General features: G+C 46.1%; 10 protein-coding genes. 5 read left to right on the forward strand and 5 right to left on the reverse strand.

The genetic code is table 11. The features are described from left to right. The first annotated feature begins 1 nt into the window (after window position 1). The 3 genes from A8C56_RS09270 (at window position 2) to A8C56_RS09280 (ending at window position 7,626) form a co-directional block, all read left to right on the forward strand. Complete coding sequence (locus A8C56_RS09270) at window positions 2-3,862, forward strand: TIM-barrel domain-containing protein (RefSeq protein ID WP_067754876.1); 3,861 nt, start codon at window positions 2-4, stop codon at window positions 3,860-3,862. 378 nt (window positions 3,863-4,240) lie between these two features. Then, window positions 4,241-5,923: a TldD/PmbA family protein gene (locus tag A8C56_RS09275; RefSeq protein WP_067754878.1), complete on the forward strand. Its 1,683-nt coding sequence runs from the start codon at window positions 4,241-4,243 to the stop codon at window positions 5,921-5,923. 59 nt (window positions 5,924-5,982) lie between these two features. After that, complete coding sequence (locus tag A8C56_RS09280) at window positions 5,983-7,626, forward strand: metallopeptidase TldD-related protein (RefSeq protein WP_067754880.1); 1,644 nt, start codon at window positions 5,983-5,985, stop codon at window positions 7,624-7,626. A 17-nt stretch (window positions 7,627-7,643) separates the two neighbouring features. On the opposite strand, the gene A8C56_RS09285 is transcribed toward A8C56_RS09280, so the two are convergent. Continuing rightward, complete coding sequence (locus A8C56_RS09285) at window positions 7,644-8,117, reverse strand: DUF3276 family protein (protein WP_067754882.1); 474 nt, start codon at window positions 8,115-8,117, stop codon at window positions 7,644-7,646. A gap of 147 nt (window positions 8,118-8,264) precedes the next feature. After that, window positions 8,265-10,112 (reverse strand): ABC transporter ATP-binding protein, encoded by a 1,848-nt coding sequence (locus tag A8C56_RS09290; protein WP_067761820.1) that lies wholly within the window; start codon window positions 10,110-10,112, stop codon window positions 8,265-8,267. Between the two features lie 107 nt (window positions 10,113-10,219). Here A8C56_RS09290 and A8C56_RS09295 point away from each other — a divergent pair, with 107 nt between their 5' ends. Beyond that, window positions 10,220-11,413: a hypothetical protein gene (locus tag A8C56_RS09295; RefSeq protein ID WP_067754885.1), complete on the forward strand. Its 1,194-nt coding sequence runs from the start codon at window positions 10,220-10,222 to the stop codon at window positions 11,411-11,413. Between the two features lie 113 nt (window positions 11,414-11,526). Continuing rightward, a complete protein-coding gene (locus A8C56_RS09300) occupies window positions 11,527-12,318 on the forward strand; it encodes a patatin-like phospholipase family protein (RefSeq protein WP_067754888.1) in 792 nt (263 codons plus the stop codon). Window positions 12,319-12,831: 513 nt separating this feature from the next. On the opposite strand, the gene A8C56_RS09310 is transcribed toward A8C56_RS09300, so the two are convergent. The 3 genes from A8C56_RS09310 to groL all read right to left on the reverse strand — a co-directional run bounded on the left by A8C56_RS09310 (window position 12,832) and on the right by groL (window position 17,813). Beyond that, entirely contained in the window at window positions 12,832-14,028 is a 1,197-nt protein-coding gene (locus A8C56_RS09310; RefSeq protein WP_067754895.1) for a C1 family peptidase, read from the reverse strand. 181 nt (window positions 14,029-14,209) lie between these two features. Next, entirely contained in the window at window positions 14,210-15,835 is a 1,626-nt protein-coding gene (locus A8C56_RS09315) for an ABC-F family ATP-binding cassette domain-containing protein (protein ID WP_067754898.1), read from the reverse strand. 337 nt (window positions 15,836-16,172) lie between these two features. Continuing rightward, complete coding sequence (groL, locus tag A8C56_RS09320; RefSeq protein WP_067754901.1) at window positions 16,173-17,813, reverse strand: chaperonin GroEL; 1,641 nt, start codon at window positions 17,811-17,813, stop codon at window positions 16,173-16,175. Between the last annotated feature and the right edge of the window lie 71 nt (window positions 17,814-17,884).

The following is a 17,884-nucleotide window of genomic DNA, read 5'->3' on the forward strand; positions in this document are numbered from 1 at the left end:
AATGAGCAGGTATTTACAGGCAGCGTTATCAAAGACTACAGTTTTCCTAGTATTTTTTACAGTAACATTTTCATTGGCCGCCCTGGGGCAGGCTGATCAGAAAAGAACAGCGTCTGTTCAACGCAATGCAGATACCGTGCATGTTCTAAGCGCTGAAAAGATCAATGCCACAACCGTAAAAGTGCACTGCTCCAACCAGCAATACATGCTGCTTGATTTTTATGGCGACAACATTTTCCGGCTTTTCCGGGATCCTTCCGGCGGCAGCCTCCGGGACCCGGAAGCTGCTCCCCCGGCAAAGATCCTTACAGACGATCCCCGGAAACCGGTATCCGTGATCAGTATCAGCCATACGGCCAGCAGTATTACCGTTGCCACAGGCAGCATTGCTGTACAGCTGGACAAATCTTCAGCCCAAATAAGCATTACAGACAAACGCATCCATAAAACAGTAACCACATTTGTTGCTCCCGCCCGTTTTGAAAAAAGAAGCGTATCCCTGAAGCTGAAAGAAGATGCCAATGAATATTTTTATGGCGGTGGTGTGCAAAACGGCCGCTTTTCGCACAAAGGAAAAAGCATTGCCATTGAAAACCAGAATAGCTGGACAGATGGCGGTGTGGCCTCTCCTACCCCCTTTTACTGGTCGACCAATGGCTATGGCTTTATGTGGTACACGTTCAAAAAAGGAAAATACGATTTTGGAGCCAGGGAAAAAGGAGTGGTGCAACTGACACATGAAGCACCTTATCTGGATGTGTTTTTTATGATTGACAAAGAACCGGCAGCATTACTGAATGATTTTTACCAATTGACAGGCAACCCTGTATTACTTCCCAAATTCGGTTTCTATGAAGGGCATCTGAATGCCTACAACCGCGATTACTGGAAGCAGGACACTGCCGGAATCCTTTTTGAAGACGGTAAACGGTATAAGGAAAGCCAGAAGAACAATGGCGGCATTAAAGAATCCCTGAACGGGGAAAAGAACAACTATCCCTTTTCTGCCCGTGCAGTGATTGACCGCTATAAAGCGCATGATCTGCCCCTGGGCTGGATCCTCCCGAACGATGGATATGGCGCGGGCTATGGACAAACAGGCACTTTGGACAGCAACATTCAGAACCTGAAGTCCTTTGGCGATTATGCACGCAGTCATGGCGTGCAGATCGGGCTCTGGACCCAATCAGACCTGCACCCCAAAGACAGCATCCCCGCTTTATTGCAGCGGGATATTATTAAAGAAGTAGGCGTGGCCGGGGTGCGCGTATTAAAAACAGATGTAGCCTGGGTAGGGCCCGGTTATTCCTTTGGATTAAATGGTGTGGCCGATGTGGGCCGGATCATGCCCCGGTACGGACAGAACGCCAGACCCTTCATTATTTCATTAGACGGATGGGCCGGAACGCAGCGCTATGCTGCTGTCTGGAGCGGCGACCAGACCGGCGGCGTATGGGAATACATCCGTTTTCATATTCCTACCTACCTGGGATCAGGGCTGTCCGGTCAGCCGAATATTACCTCTGACATGGACGGTATCTTTGGCGGTAAGAACCCCGCAGTTAATGCCCGTGATTTTGAATGGAAGGCCTTTACGCCCATGCAACTGAATATGGATGGCTGGGGCGCTACTGAAAAATATCCGTATGCACTGGGCGAGCCCACCACCTCCATCAACCGTACCTATTTAAAATTAAAATCCGAGCTGATCCCCTACACTTACAGCATTGCCCGCGAGGCCGTAAACGGCTTGCCCATGATCCGCGCCCTGTTTCTTGAGGCGCCTGATGCCTATACTTTAGGAACCGGCACGCAGTATCAATACCTGTATGGCCCCTATTTTCTGGTAGCCCCGGTTTATAAAGCCACCAGGCCGGATGCAAAAGGCAATGATATCCGCGACGGCATCTATCTGCCCAAAGGCACCTGGATCGATTATTTCAGTGGCGAAAAATATGACGGCGGCCGCATCATTAACAATTTTGATGCGCCTGTATGGAAGCTGCCGCTTTTTGTAAAAAGCGGGGCCATCCTGCCCATGACCAACCCCAATAATCATGTTTCAGAAATCAACAAAAATAAACGCATTTATGAATGGTACCCTGGCGGTAAAAGCTCCTTTACGGAATACGATGATGACGGCACTACAGAAGCTTATAAAACCGGCAGAAGTGTTACCACAAAAATCGAATCGCAACTGGTGAATACAACTGCTACAATGACCATTTATCCTGCCCGGGGTGACTTTGATGGTTTTGTAAAAAATAAATCGACCGAGTTCAGGGTCAATATGACCCAAAGGCCGGCGGGTATTTTCGTTCGCCGCGGCAGCAGTAATATAAAACTAACAGAAGTAAAAACAAAAGAAGCTTTTTTACAAAAGGAAAACATATACTACTATGACGCGGCCCCAGACCTGAACCGGTTTGCAACAAAAGGAAGCCCGTTTGAAGAGGTAGTAATTACCAAAAACCCGCAGTTGCTGATCAAAGTAGCTGCTGCTGATATCACTGCCCATCCATTAAGCCTGACCATAAAAGGCTACCGTTTTGCCCCCGGCAACAAATACTTAAGATCAGCCGGACCGTTAACTGCCCCGGCCGGTGCGCAGGTAGCAGATTCCAACCGGGCAGCTTATACGTTAATGCCTTCCTGGAACAGGGTGCCCGGTGCAGACTATTATGAGATCAGTTTTAACGGGGAGCTCTATACTACCATTAAGGACACCAGCTTATTGTTTGACGGGCTTTCCGCGGCAACTTCTTATCAGTTTAAATTGCGCGCTGTAAACAGCTCGGGCAGCTCAGACTGGACAACATTTTCAGCAGCAACCAAAGCCAACCCGCTGCAATTCGCCATCAAAGATATACTGGGAACAAGTTCAGTGCCAGACCAGGAAGGGAATGAGCTTTCCCGGCTCTTTGATTTTGACGAACAATCGATGTGGCATACCAAATGGGGGGCAAAGGCCGTTCCGTTTGATATTGTTATGGATCTGCGATCCGTAAACCAGCTGGATAAGATCCAGTACCTGTCCCGCACCAGGGGAAATGGGATCTTCCTGAAAGGTGCCATTTATTATAGCATGGATAAAATCACCTGGACTGCAGCAGGAACCTTTGAATGGGCAAAGAACAGCGATATCAAAGTGTTCCCGTTCAGCAATCACCCGACCGCACGCTATCTCAGAATAGCAGTGACTGAAGCTGTGGGAGATTATGGCTCCGGCCGCGAACTGTACGTATTTAAAGTACCGGGATCGGAAAGTTATATTCCCGGTGATATCAATAACGATCATATCATTGACAACAACGACCTCACCTCCTATATGAATTATACCGGCTTAAGAAAGGGCGATGGCGACTTTGAAGGATACGTAAGCAATGGCGATGTGAACAAAAATGGGCTGATCGATGCTTATGACATTTCCAATGTGGCTACCCGGCTTGAAGGCGGTGCCGATGTAAGTACAGCAGACAGCCTCAGCGGCCGGCTGGAGATCAGCACTGCAAAAACAGTATATGCTCAGGGCGCAACAATTGAAGTACTGGTAAAAGGCATTGGACTGAGATCAGTAAATGCGCTCAGCTTTGCATTGCCTTATAACCCGCAGGATATGGAATATATTGGCATTACTCCTTTGAACATGCAGGAAATGGAAAATATGACCAATGACCGTTTGCACAGTAACGGAGTAAAGGCCTTATACCCTGCTTTTATAAACATTGGCAACAGGCCGGTTCTGGAAGGCAGCGGAGATCTGTTTATTATAAAATTCAGAGCCAGGCGGCAGCTTCATTTCAGCCCGGAGCCCATTGACGGCATCCTGGCAGACCGGCATTTGAATACCATAAAATTTTAATACGAGCTTAAAAAACAAGCCGGCCCTGCTCCGGTACAGGGCCTGCCATACATCAGGCAAAGTAGCCATTGAGGAATTGAGGCTGTATTAAAAGTCATCTCAGAGTTCTGAACTTGGTTCAGAATCTATTGAGAACCATATCTCATTATCAGATGCTGAAATAAATTCAGCAAGACAACAGTGAACTTTTGATACAGCCCCTGGTTTATTGATCAGCGATCCGTTACTGTTTTATTATTATAAGATTAGAGCTGCCCCCTGCATGTTTGGAAATATTCTATATTCTTTACCTTCTGAAAAACAATATTCTTTATAAATAATAGTATCTTTCAGAAAATATTTTATTCTTTTATCAAGCAGTAACTGTATACACATTTTATGACCAGATGTCTGCGATTATGGATCACGTTGAGTTGCCTAACCTTTTTTTCACCATCCGTATCAGGGCAGGATCTGCTGATGAATGTGCTCACCAAAGAGCTGAACCGGGAATTTAAACAGTTGAAGGCTGCCGATAGCCGGTTGTATTATATGAGCTACCGTGTTGAGGATATTCTGGTATACAACATCCGTACTTCGTTTGGCGCTGTATCCGGTATTGACTCAGCTCATTACCGCATATTTACCCCTTCCGTCCGTTTGGGAAGTTACCAACTGGACAACACGCATAACATCAGCTTTGGCCAGACTGCAGCGGCACTTCCCGTAACTGATAACGGAGACCTGCTTACGCTGGCTATCTGGAAAAGCACGGATAATAGTTACAAGAGTTCGGCACAGGCATATGAGCAGATTCTTACCAGTAAAAAAGTGAATGTTGCAGAAGAAGATACTGCAGCAGATTTTTCCCCGGCAAATAAATCTGTATACTATGATCCTCCCGTGGATTATGACCGACTGCGTCCCGACATGCATATGCTTACAGGGAACCTGGCAGCGTATTCCGCTGCATTGAAATCCAACCCGGACCTCCTGGCAGGCATAGCAATGCTTGAATTTAAAATAACGCGCAAATATTTTACAGATACCAAGGGCTCGGCGATCATTGAAAACGGAACCAGCACCTGGCAATCTGTCTACAGCTATACAAAAGCGCAGGATGGTATGGAACTGCCCCTGTTCCGGATGTATTTTGCCTGGAACCCGGAAGGATTGCCCTCCCCCGACAGTGTGTTAAAAGACGTTCACACCATGAGCGCAAAACTTACAGCGCTCCGCTCAGCGCCCATAGCAGACCCTTATGTTGGCCCTGCCATCCTTTCCGGAAGGGCTGCCGGTGTTTTTTTTCATGAAATCTTTGGTCACCGGCTGGAAGGCAAAAGAATGAAAAGCGACCAGGACGGACAAACCTTCAAAAACAAGATCGGCACCCAGGTGTTGCCCTCCTTCCTTAGCATTACCATGGATCCTACAATAAAAAAGCTGGACAATACGCAAGTAGACGGCTTTTACCGATATGATGACGAAGGTGTGCAGGCACAAAAGACCAATGTGGTGCAGGACGGGATTTTAAAAACATTTTTAATGACCCGTACTCCCATTAACGGGGTCAGCGGATCGAACGGGCATGCCCGTACTGCTGCAGGAGGCATTCCTGAAAGCCGGCAAAGCAACCTCATTGTAAGTGCCGGTATTACCCGGTCGCCCGATGCATTAAAACAGCTTTTACGCGACGAAGCAAAAAAGCAGGGCCGTGAATATGGTTATTATTTTGAGGATGTGCAGGGCGGTTTTACCAACATTGGCCGTACCACGCCCAATGCATTCAATGTAATGCCCATTGAAGTGTATAAGGTGTTCACAGATGGCAGACCGGATCAGCTGGTACGGGGGGTTGACCTCATCGGAACGCCCCTGTCCATGTTCCGGAGGATTATAGCTGCCGGCAATACCCGGCAGACCTTTAACGGAATGTGTGGCTCAAACTCCGGATGGGTGCCTGTTTCCGCATCGTCTCCTGCCATATTTGTGGATGCTATTGAAACGCAGAAAAAAAATAAGTCCACAGACAGACTGCCCGTGCTTCCCAGGCCGGACCTTGATAAAGAACCTGCCCGATGATTTGCTCAATTCCGAAAACGATGTTCCAAAAATTACTTTTATCCTTTTGCTTTTTTTCAATGATCTCCCCCGTAAAGGCGCAGGAGATCAGGGATTATTTTTATATAAAGGTCTTATCACAGGAGCTGGACAGAAATATCCGGAAGCTGAACCTGCCCGATCTGGGAAAGCCCTTTTTCATCAGCTATCGTTTACGGAACACGGTCTCATGGAATATACAGGCGGAAAGAGGGGTAATCACCACACCCTGGCTGGCGCCTGACACCTCCAGATACGCTGCTGTTAAGTTGCTGGTAGGCAATTACCACCGGAATTTTGACTACCTGTTTGCTGAAGGTTCTTTTGTGCCCCTGCCTGCTGAAAACAATGCAGATGAGTTCAGGCGGTTATTATGGCTGGAAACAGACCGCGTTTACAAAACAGTTTCCCGGCAATACAATGCGGCGATGGCTGCCCTGCAAAGAGTAGCTGTGGATCCGAAAGAGCTGGCCCTGGACGATCTTTCTAAAATAACGCCCGTTGTCAAAGACTACGGAGGTTTGCAGGAATTCTCTCAGGCAGATGCGGAGCATTGGAAACGCCTGCTGCAGCAGCTTTCTGCCTTATTCATTCCTTATCCTAAAATTACCACAGCCTCCTGTGACCTTTCCGTCAATAATACAGAGGAGTGCCTGGTGTCCAGCGAAGGAACCCTGATCCGTAAACCGGTTTCCCGGGCCATCCTTACCCTGTCCGCAGCAATGCCCGGAGATGAAGGGAATAATATCTATGAGCTTTATAATGATTTTGTAACTACCCCCAATGAGTTGCCCGCCTATGATCAGTTGAAAGATAAAGTGCTTCATATCATCAGCCGGCTGGCGGAACGGGATACTGCCTCAAAATTTGAAGGTGCTTACCTGGGCCCTGTATTATTTGAAGGCAGGTCTGCAGCCAGCCTGGTCAGCAGTTTTTTCCGGTTCGGCCTTAGCGTCAACCGCAAGTCGATCCTATATCCCGACAATAATGAAACCTTTTATGAGGATAAGATCGGGCAAAAACTTATAGCCACTGATCTTAGTCTTACGGCGTTGCCTCACCTAAAGAGCTACGGGGCACTTAATACTACCGGGGCATTTGATATTGACTACGACGGTGTGGCCCCGCCGGATTCTCTGGTACTGATAAAAAACGGCGTTCTGAAAGGTTTATTAAATGGCCGGACGCCAACCCGGAAGTTCCCGGTTTCACAAGGGTTTGCCTTTACAGAAAGAGGCTGTAATGCGGGTGTGCTGCGGCTAACGGCACATACAACGGCTCCTTGGTACCATATGAAAGAAGAGCTGATAAAAGCCGCAAAAGAAGAAGGTTTGCCTTATGCCTATATTGTGCGGGGTACAGATTTCGATTACGGACAACCCGCCTTTCTGTACCGGATCGACACTGCTACCTTAAAAGAGCAGCTGATAACCGGCGTCAAATTCACCAACTTTAATCTGCGCAGCCTGCGCAGATTTATTATTGCCGCTGATTCAATGCAACTGCTCAACCAGCAGCAGCTTTCCATTATCTGCCCTCAAAGCATCATTATCGGGGAAATAGAGCTGGAGGAAGATAATAACGTAGTAAAAGCAAAACCCATCATTGTTACTAACCCGCTACTGGATCACAAAACGCTTCCGGCATCCCATAAAAAAAATGCTTCCGGCAGAAAGCATTTTTAAATATTCTGAAATAAGATTTACCATTTTTCCACTTCCTCATGTCCCTGGGAAGAAGCATCGTTCTCTGATGTTTTGGGATCCGGGTTCTCTATTACTTTTTCATCATTATCCGGCGCTTCTTCAATTTTCTGCGGTTCAGCAACTGGTGCCGGCGCAGCAGCAGATGGAGCCGGTGTTCCCTCATGCGCCTCTTCATCATAATCCTCATGATTAAAAGCATCAAAATTAAAATCAGGCATTAAGTCCGTTTTTACAAAATCAATGGCCTCATTCAGCGCTTTAATGAACTTATTAAAGTCCTCTTTGTAAAGGAAAACTTTATGCCGGTCATAACCATTATCGTCAAAACGTTTACGGCTCTCCGTTATGGTCAGATAATAATCATTTCCCTTTGTAGACCTTACGTCAAAAAAATAAGTTCTTCTTTTTCCTGCACGGAGTCTTTTGCTATAAATACTCTCCAGTTTTCGATCGTTATGCTCGTTCTCCACGTGTTTCTTTTTTAGTAAGTCAAAAGTTTTTTATACAAACAAATATATGTATGTTTTTAATAAAAACTAAATATAGGGAAGTTTTAGCAATTTTTTTTAAACAATTTTCAGATTTTATAATTCTTTCAGTCTGAGGCTGCAAACCCATTATTTTTCTGCTTCATTTTCATCCTCTGTCCCGGATTGCTGCCGGTGGTACAACCGTGCGTAAAACCCATCCGGTATTTTCATCAGCTCCTCATGCGATCCCTGTTCTACAATTTTCCCTTCATCCAGTACAAGAATCCGGTCAAAACTCAGCAGCGAAAATACCCGGTGAGTAATAATAATGGAAGTCTTATCGTTCAGGTATGCGTTCAGCCTTCCCATGATCTCCTGTTCCGTTTTGGCATCCACGGCGCTCAGGCAATCGTCAAAAATGATAATGGCCGATTGTTTGATCAGTGCCCGCGCGATCGAGATCCGCTGTTTCTGACCGCCGCTCAGCGTTACGCCCCGCTCCCCGATCATTGTTTCATACCCGTTGGCAAAGCCTTCAATCTCTTTAGCTACCCCGGCAATGGTTGCGGCAGCCACCACTTCTTCTCTGCCGGCATCCGGTTTCCCGAAACGGATATTGTTTTCTACCGTATCACTGAATAAAAAGACATCCTGTGGTACATAGCTGATCTGCTCCCGTAAGGAAGACAGATCGATCTCTTTTATATTCTTATTGTCCAGCCGGATCATCCCGCTGTCTGCATCATACATCCGCAGCAGCAGTTGTGCCAGCGTTGTTTTACCGCTGCCTGTTCTTCCGGTAACGGCAATTTTTTCTCCCTTCCGGATGTGCAGGTCAAATGCCCGGATGGCCCTGATGCCTGTATCCGGGAACGTGAAGTTGACATTGTCAAAGTCGATCTTTCCTTCCAGCGCAACCGGAGCGGCACCTGGCTCATTTTTTACTTCCGGAACAATGTCCAGGAATTCGTTCAGCCTTTTCTGAGAAGCAGCAGCGCGCTGTACCATACTGGCTGTAAGGCCAATGGCGCTTACAGGGAATGTAAGCATATTTACATAAACAATGAACTCAACAATTGTACCCAGGGTAATTCCATGCTGGTGATGAATATAATACAAACCACCGATCATTATCGTAAACAGGGTACTGATTCCGATCAGTAACTGTATTGAAGGGAAATAAACGGCCTCTACCCTTGCCAGGGCAATGGCATTTTTACGGTAAGTTTCGCTGTTATCAGTAAAGAAACGGTACATGGCATTTTCCTGGTTAAAGGATTTAATTACGCGGATGCCGGAGTAGGATTCCTGCGCGTTGGTGGTCAGGTCGGACAGCGCCGCCTGGATCTGCTCGCTTTTTTTATGAATATTACTGTTTACAAAATAAATGATAACGGCCAGTATGGGCAGGGGGATCATTACATAGATCGTCAGCTCTACACTGCTCTGCACCATAAAGAACACACAAAACAAAATAGTGGTCAGCAGGTTTACAATATACATAATGGCCGGCCCCGTAAAAATGCGCACGCGGCTTACATCTTCGGCAATACGGTTCATCAGGTCTCCCGTGGTATGGCTCTTGAAAAAACGGTTATCCAGTTGCTGGTATTGCGTGTACACCTCATTTTTCTGGTCATACTCTATATGGCGGCTCATTACAATAATGGTCTGCCGCATCAGGAACATAAAAAAACCTCTCAGTAAGGCAAGTAATAATATAATGATACTGGCAACCAGCACTACTTTTGCAATACTGCTGTATCGGGTTATAAAACTGATGAACTTCCGCACAAGGATATCATAGCCTTTTAATCCGGCGGCATGGGGTGCTCCGGTTAAGGATAAGGAACGGTCTACATAGTTAATAATGAACTTCATTAACTGCGGAGACAACACATTGAAATAATTTGACAGCGCCACAAAGAAGATGCCCGTGCCCAATCGAACCCTGTACTTCCAGAAATATTTACCCAAGGCGCTTAAGTGCTTCATGCATGCAAGATAAAATAAATTGATTAGTTCCTGCTGCTGAAAAATATAAGACCGGAGCTTTGACAAATTCCTGCAATACCGTATCTTGTTACAGTAAATTCATTTGTATGGTTCCGGTACTAAGAGATGCCTATAACGCTGCTTTTACGCAGGAGCAGTTTGACCGTTTTTTACATGACCTTAATAAAAAATATGTTCCGTTACAATTTCGCGTTGCAGAAACACCTGTTTTTGTGCCAAAGGGTTTTTCCAGGCAATTGTTTGATGCTTGTGAAAATATTATAGATATTATTCTACAGCCGGGCTTTAAGGAAAAGACGGACCGGGCCATACCCAGGAACTACCAGGTGCCCAATGAAAACGGGCATCCGCATTTTATTGCCTTTGATTTTGGCATTTGCGAAAATGCTGATGGTGCACTGGAACCGCAGCTGATAGAAATGCAGGGCTTCCCCTCCCTCTTTGCTTACGAAGTATTCCTGGATGATGTTTACAGCAGCTATTATGATATTCCCGAAAATTATTCCAGCTACCTGGGGGGGCTTAACCGGGAGGGCTACCTTTCTGCACTTAAAAGCATTATCCTGAAAAATGAACAGCCGGAAAACGTGATCCTGCTGGAGCTCTTTCCCCAACGGCAAAAGACCAGTATTGATTTCTATTGCACGGAAGATCTGCTGGGTATAAAAATGGTCTGTGTTACGGAGCTGATCAAAAAAGGCAACCGGCTCTACTACCTGAATAATGGAAAGGAAACCCTGGTCAAAAGGATCTATAACCGTCTTATTTTTGATGAGCTGCAGCAGCAGGAAACAACCGTTCAGGAAAAGGCCAGGCTCCTTTTTGAAGACCTGGATGTGGCATGGGTAACGCATCCCGCCTGGTTTTACAGGATCAGTAAATTTACCCTGCCGCTGATCCGGCATAAAAACATACCGGAAACAAGGTACCTCAATGAGATAAAAACGGTTCCCGAAGATTTGGAGCAGTATGTTTTAAAACCCCTGTTTTCTTTTGCCGGACAGGGTGTGGTTATAGACGTGACCCCGCAGGACATCCAAAACATAAAAGACCCGGAGAACTGGATCCTGCAAAAAAAAGTAAATTATGCCCCGGTCATAAAAACACCGGACGAGCCTGCAAAAGCGGAAATACGTATTTTTTATTTCTGGGAGGAAGACGCGCCAAGACCCCGGCCCGTAAACAACCTGGCAAGGCTGAGCAAGGGAAAAATGATCGGCGTACGTTTTAATAAAGATAAAACCTGGACCGGCGGCAGCTTTGCATTGTTTGAAAAATAACCGTTTTGAATACCTTATAAACAGTGAATACCAGAAGTGTAACCGGCCGTTCTTTCAGCACAATAACAATGGCAGGCTTTGTATTCATCAGATCAGAAATTTATCATTGAACTATGAGTTGGTTCTCCTTTAAGAAAAAACAACCGGTGATCGGGCTGACCTTATCCGGCGGGGGTATGCGGGGCGTGGCGCATATTTCCATTATAAAAGCACTGGAAACATTTGGCCTTAAACCGCAGGTAATGTCCGGAACAAGTGCCGGGGCCATTATAGGGGCCTTTTATTCTGCCGGCTATTCGCCGGATAGGATGCGGGAGATCGTAGAGCGTACCACTTTTTTTTCCCGCTCCTCTTTCCGGTTGGGAACCACGGGCATTTTTAACCCTGTTTTTTTATCAAAATTATTCCGGGAATATTTTCAGGAAGACGATTTTAAAACCCTTAAGATTCCCCTGTATGTTGCCGCCACTGAAATCACGAACGGACGACTGGAATATTTTTCAGGAGGCAGATTGTCGCAGGCATTGCTGGCTTCTTCCAGTATTCCCTACGTTTTTCCCCCGGTAAGGATCGGTGATAAGGTGTATATGGACGGGGGCATTCTTAATAACCTGCCCATTGAGCTCATATATAATAAGTGCGATTTCCTGATCGGCTCGCATGTCAATTCCATTATTTATGATGATATGCACAAGATCAGTGCCCGTAAGGTTTTTGACCGGGTGATCCATTTGGCCATCGGCAGCACCGTAGACAAAAAAGGGCGCGCCTGCGACATCTTCTTTAACCCTCCCAACATGACGCGCTACAGCCTGTTTGATAAAAGAGGGGTACCGCAAATGCTGGATGCAGTGTATGAATATGCTGTAAGATTACTTGAGGAAAAGGGGTACTCTAAAAAATAGAACCGTTATTTCCTGTACTTTGGCTGCCTTTTGCACTGATGTTATACGTTCAGAGTAGCAGGTGACGATCTTGCACAGGCCGGCAGGCATTCGTAAAATGAATTGTTCCGTTTTCCAAGCTGATATGCACCGTGCCGGGTGGCACTCAATAGCCTGACTATACCCTTTACTTGCGGAATAAGTTCCGGAGTTTTTTATAAAAAGCAGGCCGATGGCCTTTTATTGCGCAGGTTGCTGTACAGCCCTGTGCAACAGCAATGCAGCAATTATGTAACAGCCGGAGTTATTGTAATGAAGGCCCTGCACAAAAAGAAAGACCCATCTGCTCCGCAGAGCTCATTGGAGAGAAGTAAGAGGCAACATCCCGTTCTGTCATTTTAATTGCGAACTTTGGCTGGCTGTATTGTAATGCTATGGGAAACAGAGAGCCATGGGCCGGCCCATAAGCAAGACCTCACCATAATAAAAAAGGAGGCCCTGCGGCCTCCCTGCATACAATTATTTAAACAATAATTACATAGTAATTTTTGAAGCCACCTCTTTGGGCACCGCCTTTTTATTGACCAGAATGCCCGTAGTTTTCAACTGCACATAGGCTTTTGTTACATGCAGGTATCCCTTATATTCATTATGAGTGCCCCATGAATTCTTTACGATGTAATATTCTTTCCCGTTCTGATCTTTGGACAGGCCCACAATATGCATTCCGTGATCATCAGTTGTCTGGCCGTTCTCAAGCCCCGCCTGTCTCAGTTCCGGTGTAATTTCCGGTTCCGGTTTCGGGCCGCTGAACAATTCCCTGTTCTGGGCGGGCGAAAGCTTTTTTCCATAGGATGCAGGGGTTTGCGGTACAAAAGCCACTCCGTTGGGCCAGCTGAAATAAGGTTCGGAAACATCTGTTCCCCAGGCCACCGTATACCCGTTTTTAAGGGCGTTATCAATAATATCAGTTATTGCAGACGGCGGAATGTTATAATCCCATTGAAAAGCCCAGTTATCAGGTGCCAGCATCATGGCTTTTTGCCAGTAAGGCGTATTGGTCTGGGAAATAAATTCTATATAATTATTGGGATCAATGCCTACGACTTCTTTTGCAAAGGTCTGTGGTGTATAGCTTTTGTTCTGGTACATGAACATGGCCGGCACGGGTCCCAGGTAAGCATCCAGGGTAGCAGCAAAAGCCTTTTTCCAGTTGGGAGAAATGCTTCCTGCGGGATTTTTAACCACCGCATCCAGCATGGATTTCAGCAGGCCCTGCATTTCGCTGAAGTTATTGGTGGTGGCACCGTTCAGCAGCCCCGTATAGGCTTCCTCCGGCATGGCCCCGTATTTGGCATACATGTTGATCACGTCATGGGCTTCTCCTCCATCGCCCCAGCTCAGGTTTCCTCCCATTCTTACATAGTTCTCTGCCTTATCTTCATAAGACTTACGGGCGGTATAGATCTTGGCCAGCGGAACCGGTTTTTTCCCGGCTTTGATCATCTCCGACTCCAAAAATGAATTGGTAGAATAGCTCCAGCAGGTACCGGATGAGCCCTGGTTCTCTACCGGTGTTACGGCAAGGTTGATCACATCTGTAAACCGGAAGCCCGTGCTGTCACTGCGGTTACCGCTGATCTTTTTTATTAAATCGTCCTGGGCATGTATAAAACTGCTGCCCGCAAAGGCCACTGAAAAAGCAGCCATTAAGAAATACTTTCTGATCATTTTTTATTCAATTTAAGTCTCAAAGCAATACTATAATCCTGCAAAGAAAAGATTCTGATTCAAATGGCGGTAATTTTTTTGATGAATGGCTTTAAAGAACTTAATAAATTTTTTCCGGACAACAATGATAAAAGGGCTGTTCTCACGGTGGGGGGAACAGCCCTTTTCAAATTATATATAGTTATGCGTACAGCTCTTCCCGCAGTTTTTTGACGCGCTCATCCGCCAGGTATTCATCAAAAGTGCTCAGCCGGTCAATGATCCCTTTGGGCGTCAGCTCAATGATCCGGTTGGCCACTGTTTGCATGAAGGTATGGTCATGGCTGGTTAACAGCACAATACCGTTATAAACCGTGCACTGTTCGTTAAAGCTCTGAATACTTTCCAGGTCAAGATGGTTTGTTGGCTGGTCTAATATAATTACGTTAGGATTTTGCAACATCATTTTGCTGATCATGCAGCGCACTTTTTCCCCACCGCTTAATACGGTTGTTTTCTTTAGCACTTCTTCACCGCTGAACAGCATTTTACCCAGGAAGCCACGCAGGAAAGGTTCATCCACATCGGTCACATGCGGCGGCACATACTGACGCAGCCAGTCCATCAGGTTCAGATCCTGCTGAAAATATGGGCTGTTGTCAACAGGCAGGTAGGCAGAGGTAACTGTTGTGCCCCATTCAAAGGTTCCGCCATCCGCTTTTGCCTCCCCGTTTATAACATTAAAGAAGCTGGTAACGGCAAGAGGGTCTTTGCTGATAAAGGCGATCTTATCGCCCTTGTTAACGCTGAAAGTAACTTTGTCAAAAAGCACGCGCCCTTCAACAACGCTTTTCAGCTTTTCCACGTTTAATATCTGGTTGCCTACTTCCCGCAGGGGCTGAAAAATAATGCCCGGGTATTTACGGTAACTGGGCTCAATTTCCTCAATGGTTAATTTTTCCAGCGCTTTTTTACGGCTGGTGGCCTGTTTGCTTTTTGAAGCGTTGGCGCTAAAACGGGCAATAAAGTCCAGCAGGTCTTTCCGTTTTTCTTCCATCTTTTTGTTCTTGTCCGCGATCTGGCGGGCCATCAGCTGGGAGCTTTCATACCAGAAGCTATAGTTCCCCGTAAATATTTTTATTTTCTGGCGATCCACATCGGCCACATGGGTACAAACCGCATCCAGGAAGTGGCGGTCGTGACTTACTACCAATACAATATTTTCATAATCAGCCAGAAAGTTTTCCAGCCAGCTGATGGTTTCAATATCCAGCCCGTTGGTAGGCTCATCCAGCAGCAGGATATCCGGGTTTCCGAATAAGGCCTGGGCCAGCAATACCCGCACCTTCATGTTGGAGGGGATGTCCTTCATCAGTAACTGGTGCAGCTCATCATGAACACCCAACCCGTTTAAAAAGGCTGCTGCATCGCTCTCTGATTCATAGCCCCCCATTTCACCGTATTCCGCTTCCAGTTCGCCGGCCTTCATATAATCATCTTCCGTGGCATCCGGGTTGGCATAGATTGCATCCCGCCGGGTCATTACATCCCACATTTTCTTATGCCCCATTAATACCGTATTCAGTACGGTCTCATTATCAAACTCAAAGTGGTTCTGCTTCAGCACCGCCATGCGTTCCCCGGGCGTAATGCTTATAGTGCCTTTGTTGGGCTCAATTTCGCCGCTTAAAATTTTCAGAAAAGTTGATTTGCCGGCCCCGTTAGCGCCAATAACACCATAGCAATTCCCTTTGGTGAAATTTACATTCACGTCTTCAAACAGAACGCGCTTACCGTATGCCAGCTTCAGGTCTTTTACACTGATCATGAATTTAGAATAGTTTATTTAGTTGATTTCAAAAAGTGGTGCAAAGGTAACGTAAAGTTCACAGGCTGAAAAGCGGAAGGCTGCGAATTTTAGCCTTTGCCTGGATTATAATAGAAAACAGATGGTGAAAACCTCAACAGCGGCCTTTATTACTAATTGCCGAAGGGCTGCCGGATAGCAGCGGCACCGCAGTGAAACGGAGGTATAGCGGATAGCCGGAACAACAGCACAGTCCTGTACTACCGCCGACAGCCCATAAAAAAAATGCCCATCTTCCGATGAACATTTTTTATTTGTAACCGGCGGCTTTTGCTGCCACCTTGTCCGATAGCTCTTATTAATAGCCCATACCGCCCATATCAGGACCTCCCGGCATTGCAGGAGCTGCTGTTTTAGGCTCTGGTTTGTCGGCCACCACGCATTCTGTTGTCAGTAACATACCTGCAATAGAAGCAGCATTTTCAAGCGCTACACGGCTTACTTTTGTAGGATCGATCACACCGGCTTTAAACAGGTTCTCGTAAGTTTCTGTTCTTGCGTTGAAACCGAAGTCGCCTTTGCCTTCTTTAATTTTCTGAACAACGATCGATCCGTCGATACCGGCGTTGTCAGTTAATGTACGTACAGGAGCTTCCAGAGCACGCTTTACAATAGCCATACCGGTTGCTTCATCTTCTATCTGGCCTTTTACTTTTACATCAAGGCTTTCAATAGCACGGATGTAAGCCACACCGCCACCAGGTACGATTCCTTCTTCCACTGCTGCTCTTGTTGCATGCAGGGCATCATCTACCCGGTCTTTCTTTTCTTTCATTTCTACTTCAGTAGCAGCACCTACATACAGTACAGCCACACCGCCGCTTAATTTAGCCAGGCGCTCCTGTAATTTTTCACGATCGTAATCGGAAGTAGTATTTTCAATCTGTGCCTTGATCTGGTTTACGCGGCCGGTAATATCTGCTTTTTTACCTTTACCACCTACAATAATGGTATTGTCTTTATCAATGGTAATGGAAGAAGCCTGACCCAGTGCGCTCAGATCTGCACCTTCTAATTTATGGCCCAGTTCTTCAGAAATCACAGTACCGCCGGTAAGGATGGCAATATCCGTCAGCATTTCTTTTCTTCTGTCGCCAAAGCCCGGGGCTTTAACAGCAGCCACTTTCAGGGTTCCGCGCAATTTATTCACTACCAGTGTAGCCAGTGCTTCACCTTCCAGATCTTCAGCAATGATTACCAGCGGACGGCCACTTTGAGCCACTTTTTCAAGAATGCTCAGAATGTCTTTCATGGCACTGATCTTTTTATCATAGATCAGTATATAAGGGTTCTGCAATTCTGCCTCCATCTTTTCACTGTTGGTAACAAAATAAGGAGAGATATATCCGCGGTCAAACTGCATCCCTTCTACCACATCAACGGTAGTATCAGTACCTTTTGCTTCCTCTACAGTAATCACGCCTTCTTTACCCACTTTTGCAAAAGCTTCAGCGATCAGTTTACCAATAGTTTCATCGTTATTGGCAGAAATAGTAGCCACCTGCTGGATCTTTCTGCCATCGCTGCCTACCGTCTGGCTTTGGGCTTTCAGGCTTTCCACAACCAGTGAAACAGCTTTGTCAATACCCCGTTTCAGATCCATAGGATTAGCGCCTGCAGCCACCATGCGTAAGCCTTCACCAATAATGGACTGAGCTAAAACAGTAGCGGTTGTGGTACCATCTCCGGCAATATCAGCAGTTTTAGAAGCTACTTCTTTTACCATTTGAGCGCCCATATTTTCAACTACGTCTTCCAGCTCAATTTCTTTTGCCACAGTAACACCATCTTTGGTTACAGAAGGTGCTCCAAATTTTTTCTCAAGTACTACATTACGTCCTTTTGGGCCTAATGTAACTTTTACTGCGTTGGCCAGGGAGTCAACGCCTTTTTTCATTTTATTTCTTGCTTCAATATTGAAGAAAAGTTGTTTTGCCATTTTTTAATTAGTTTGAAAATTTGAAAATGTGAAAATGTGTTTAAGTCACAATTCCGTTTTTATTTTTAGAA

The sequence above is a fragment of the Niabella ginsenosidivorans genome (assembly GCF_001654455.1).
GTDB lineage: Bacteria > Bacteroidota > Bacteroidia > Chitinophagales > Chitinophagaceae > Niabella > Niabella ginsenosidivorans.

Excerpts from the sequence above, each read along its gene's own strand:
- A8C56_RS09300 (WP_067754888.1), top strand. The coding sequence starts at position 11,527 with ATGAGTTGGTTCTCCTTTAAGAAAAAACAACCGGTGATCGGGCTGACC.
- A8C56_RS09275 (WP_067754878.1), top strand. The coding sequence starts at position 4,241 with ATGACCAGATGTCTGCGATTATGGATCACGTTGAGTTGCCTAACCTTT.
- A8C56_RS09310 (WP_067754895.1), bottom strand. The coding sequence starts at position 14,028 with ATGATCAGAAAGTATTTCTTAATGGCTGCTTTTTCAGTGGCCTTTGCG.
- A8C56_RS09290 (WP_067761820.1), bottom strand. The coding sequence starts at position 10,112 with ATGAAGCACTTAAGCGCCTTGGGTAAATATTTCTGGAAGTACAGGGTT.
- A8C56_RS09315 (WP_067754898.1), bottom strand. The coding sequence starts at position 15,835 with ATGATCAGTGTAAAAGACCTGAAGCTGGCATACGGTAAGCGCGTTCTG.
- A8C56_RS09295 (WP_067754885.1), top strand. The coding sequence starts at position 10,220 with ATGGTTCCGGTACTAAGAGATGCCTATAACGCTGCTTTTACGCAGGAG.
- A8C56_RS09280 (WP_067754880.1), top strand. The coding sequence starts at position 5,983 with ATGATCTCCCCCGTAAAGGCGCAGGAGATCAGGGATTATTTTTATATA.
- A8C56_RS09270 (WP_067754876.1), top strand. The coding sequence starts at position 2 with ATGAGCAGGTATTTACAGGCAGCGTTATCAAAGACTACAGTTTTCCTA.
- groL (WP_067754901.1), bottom strand. The coding sequence starts at position 17,813 with ATGGCAAAACAACTTTTCTTCAATATTGAAGCAAGAAATAAAATGAAA.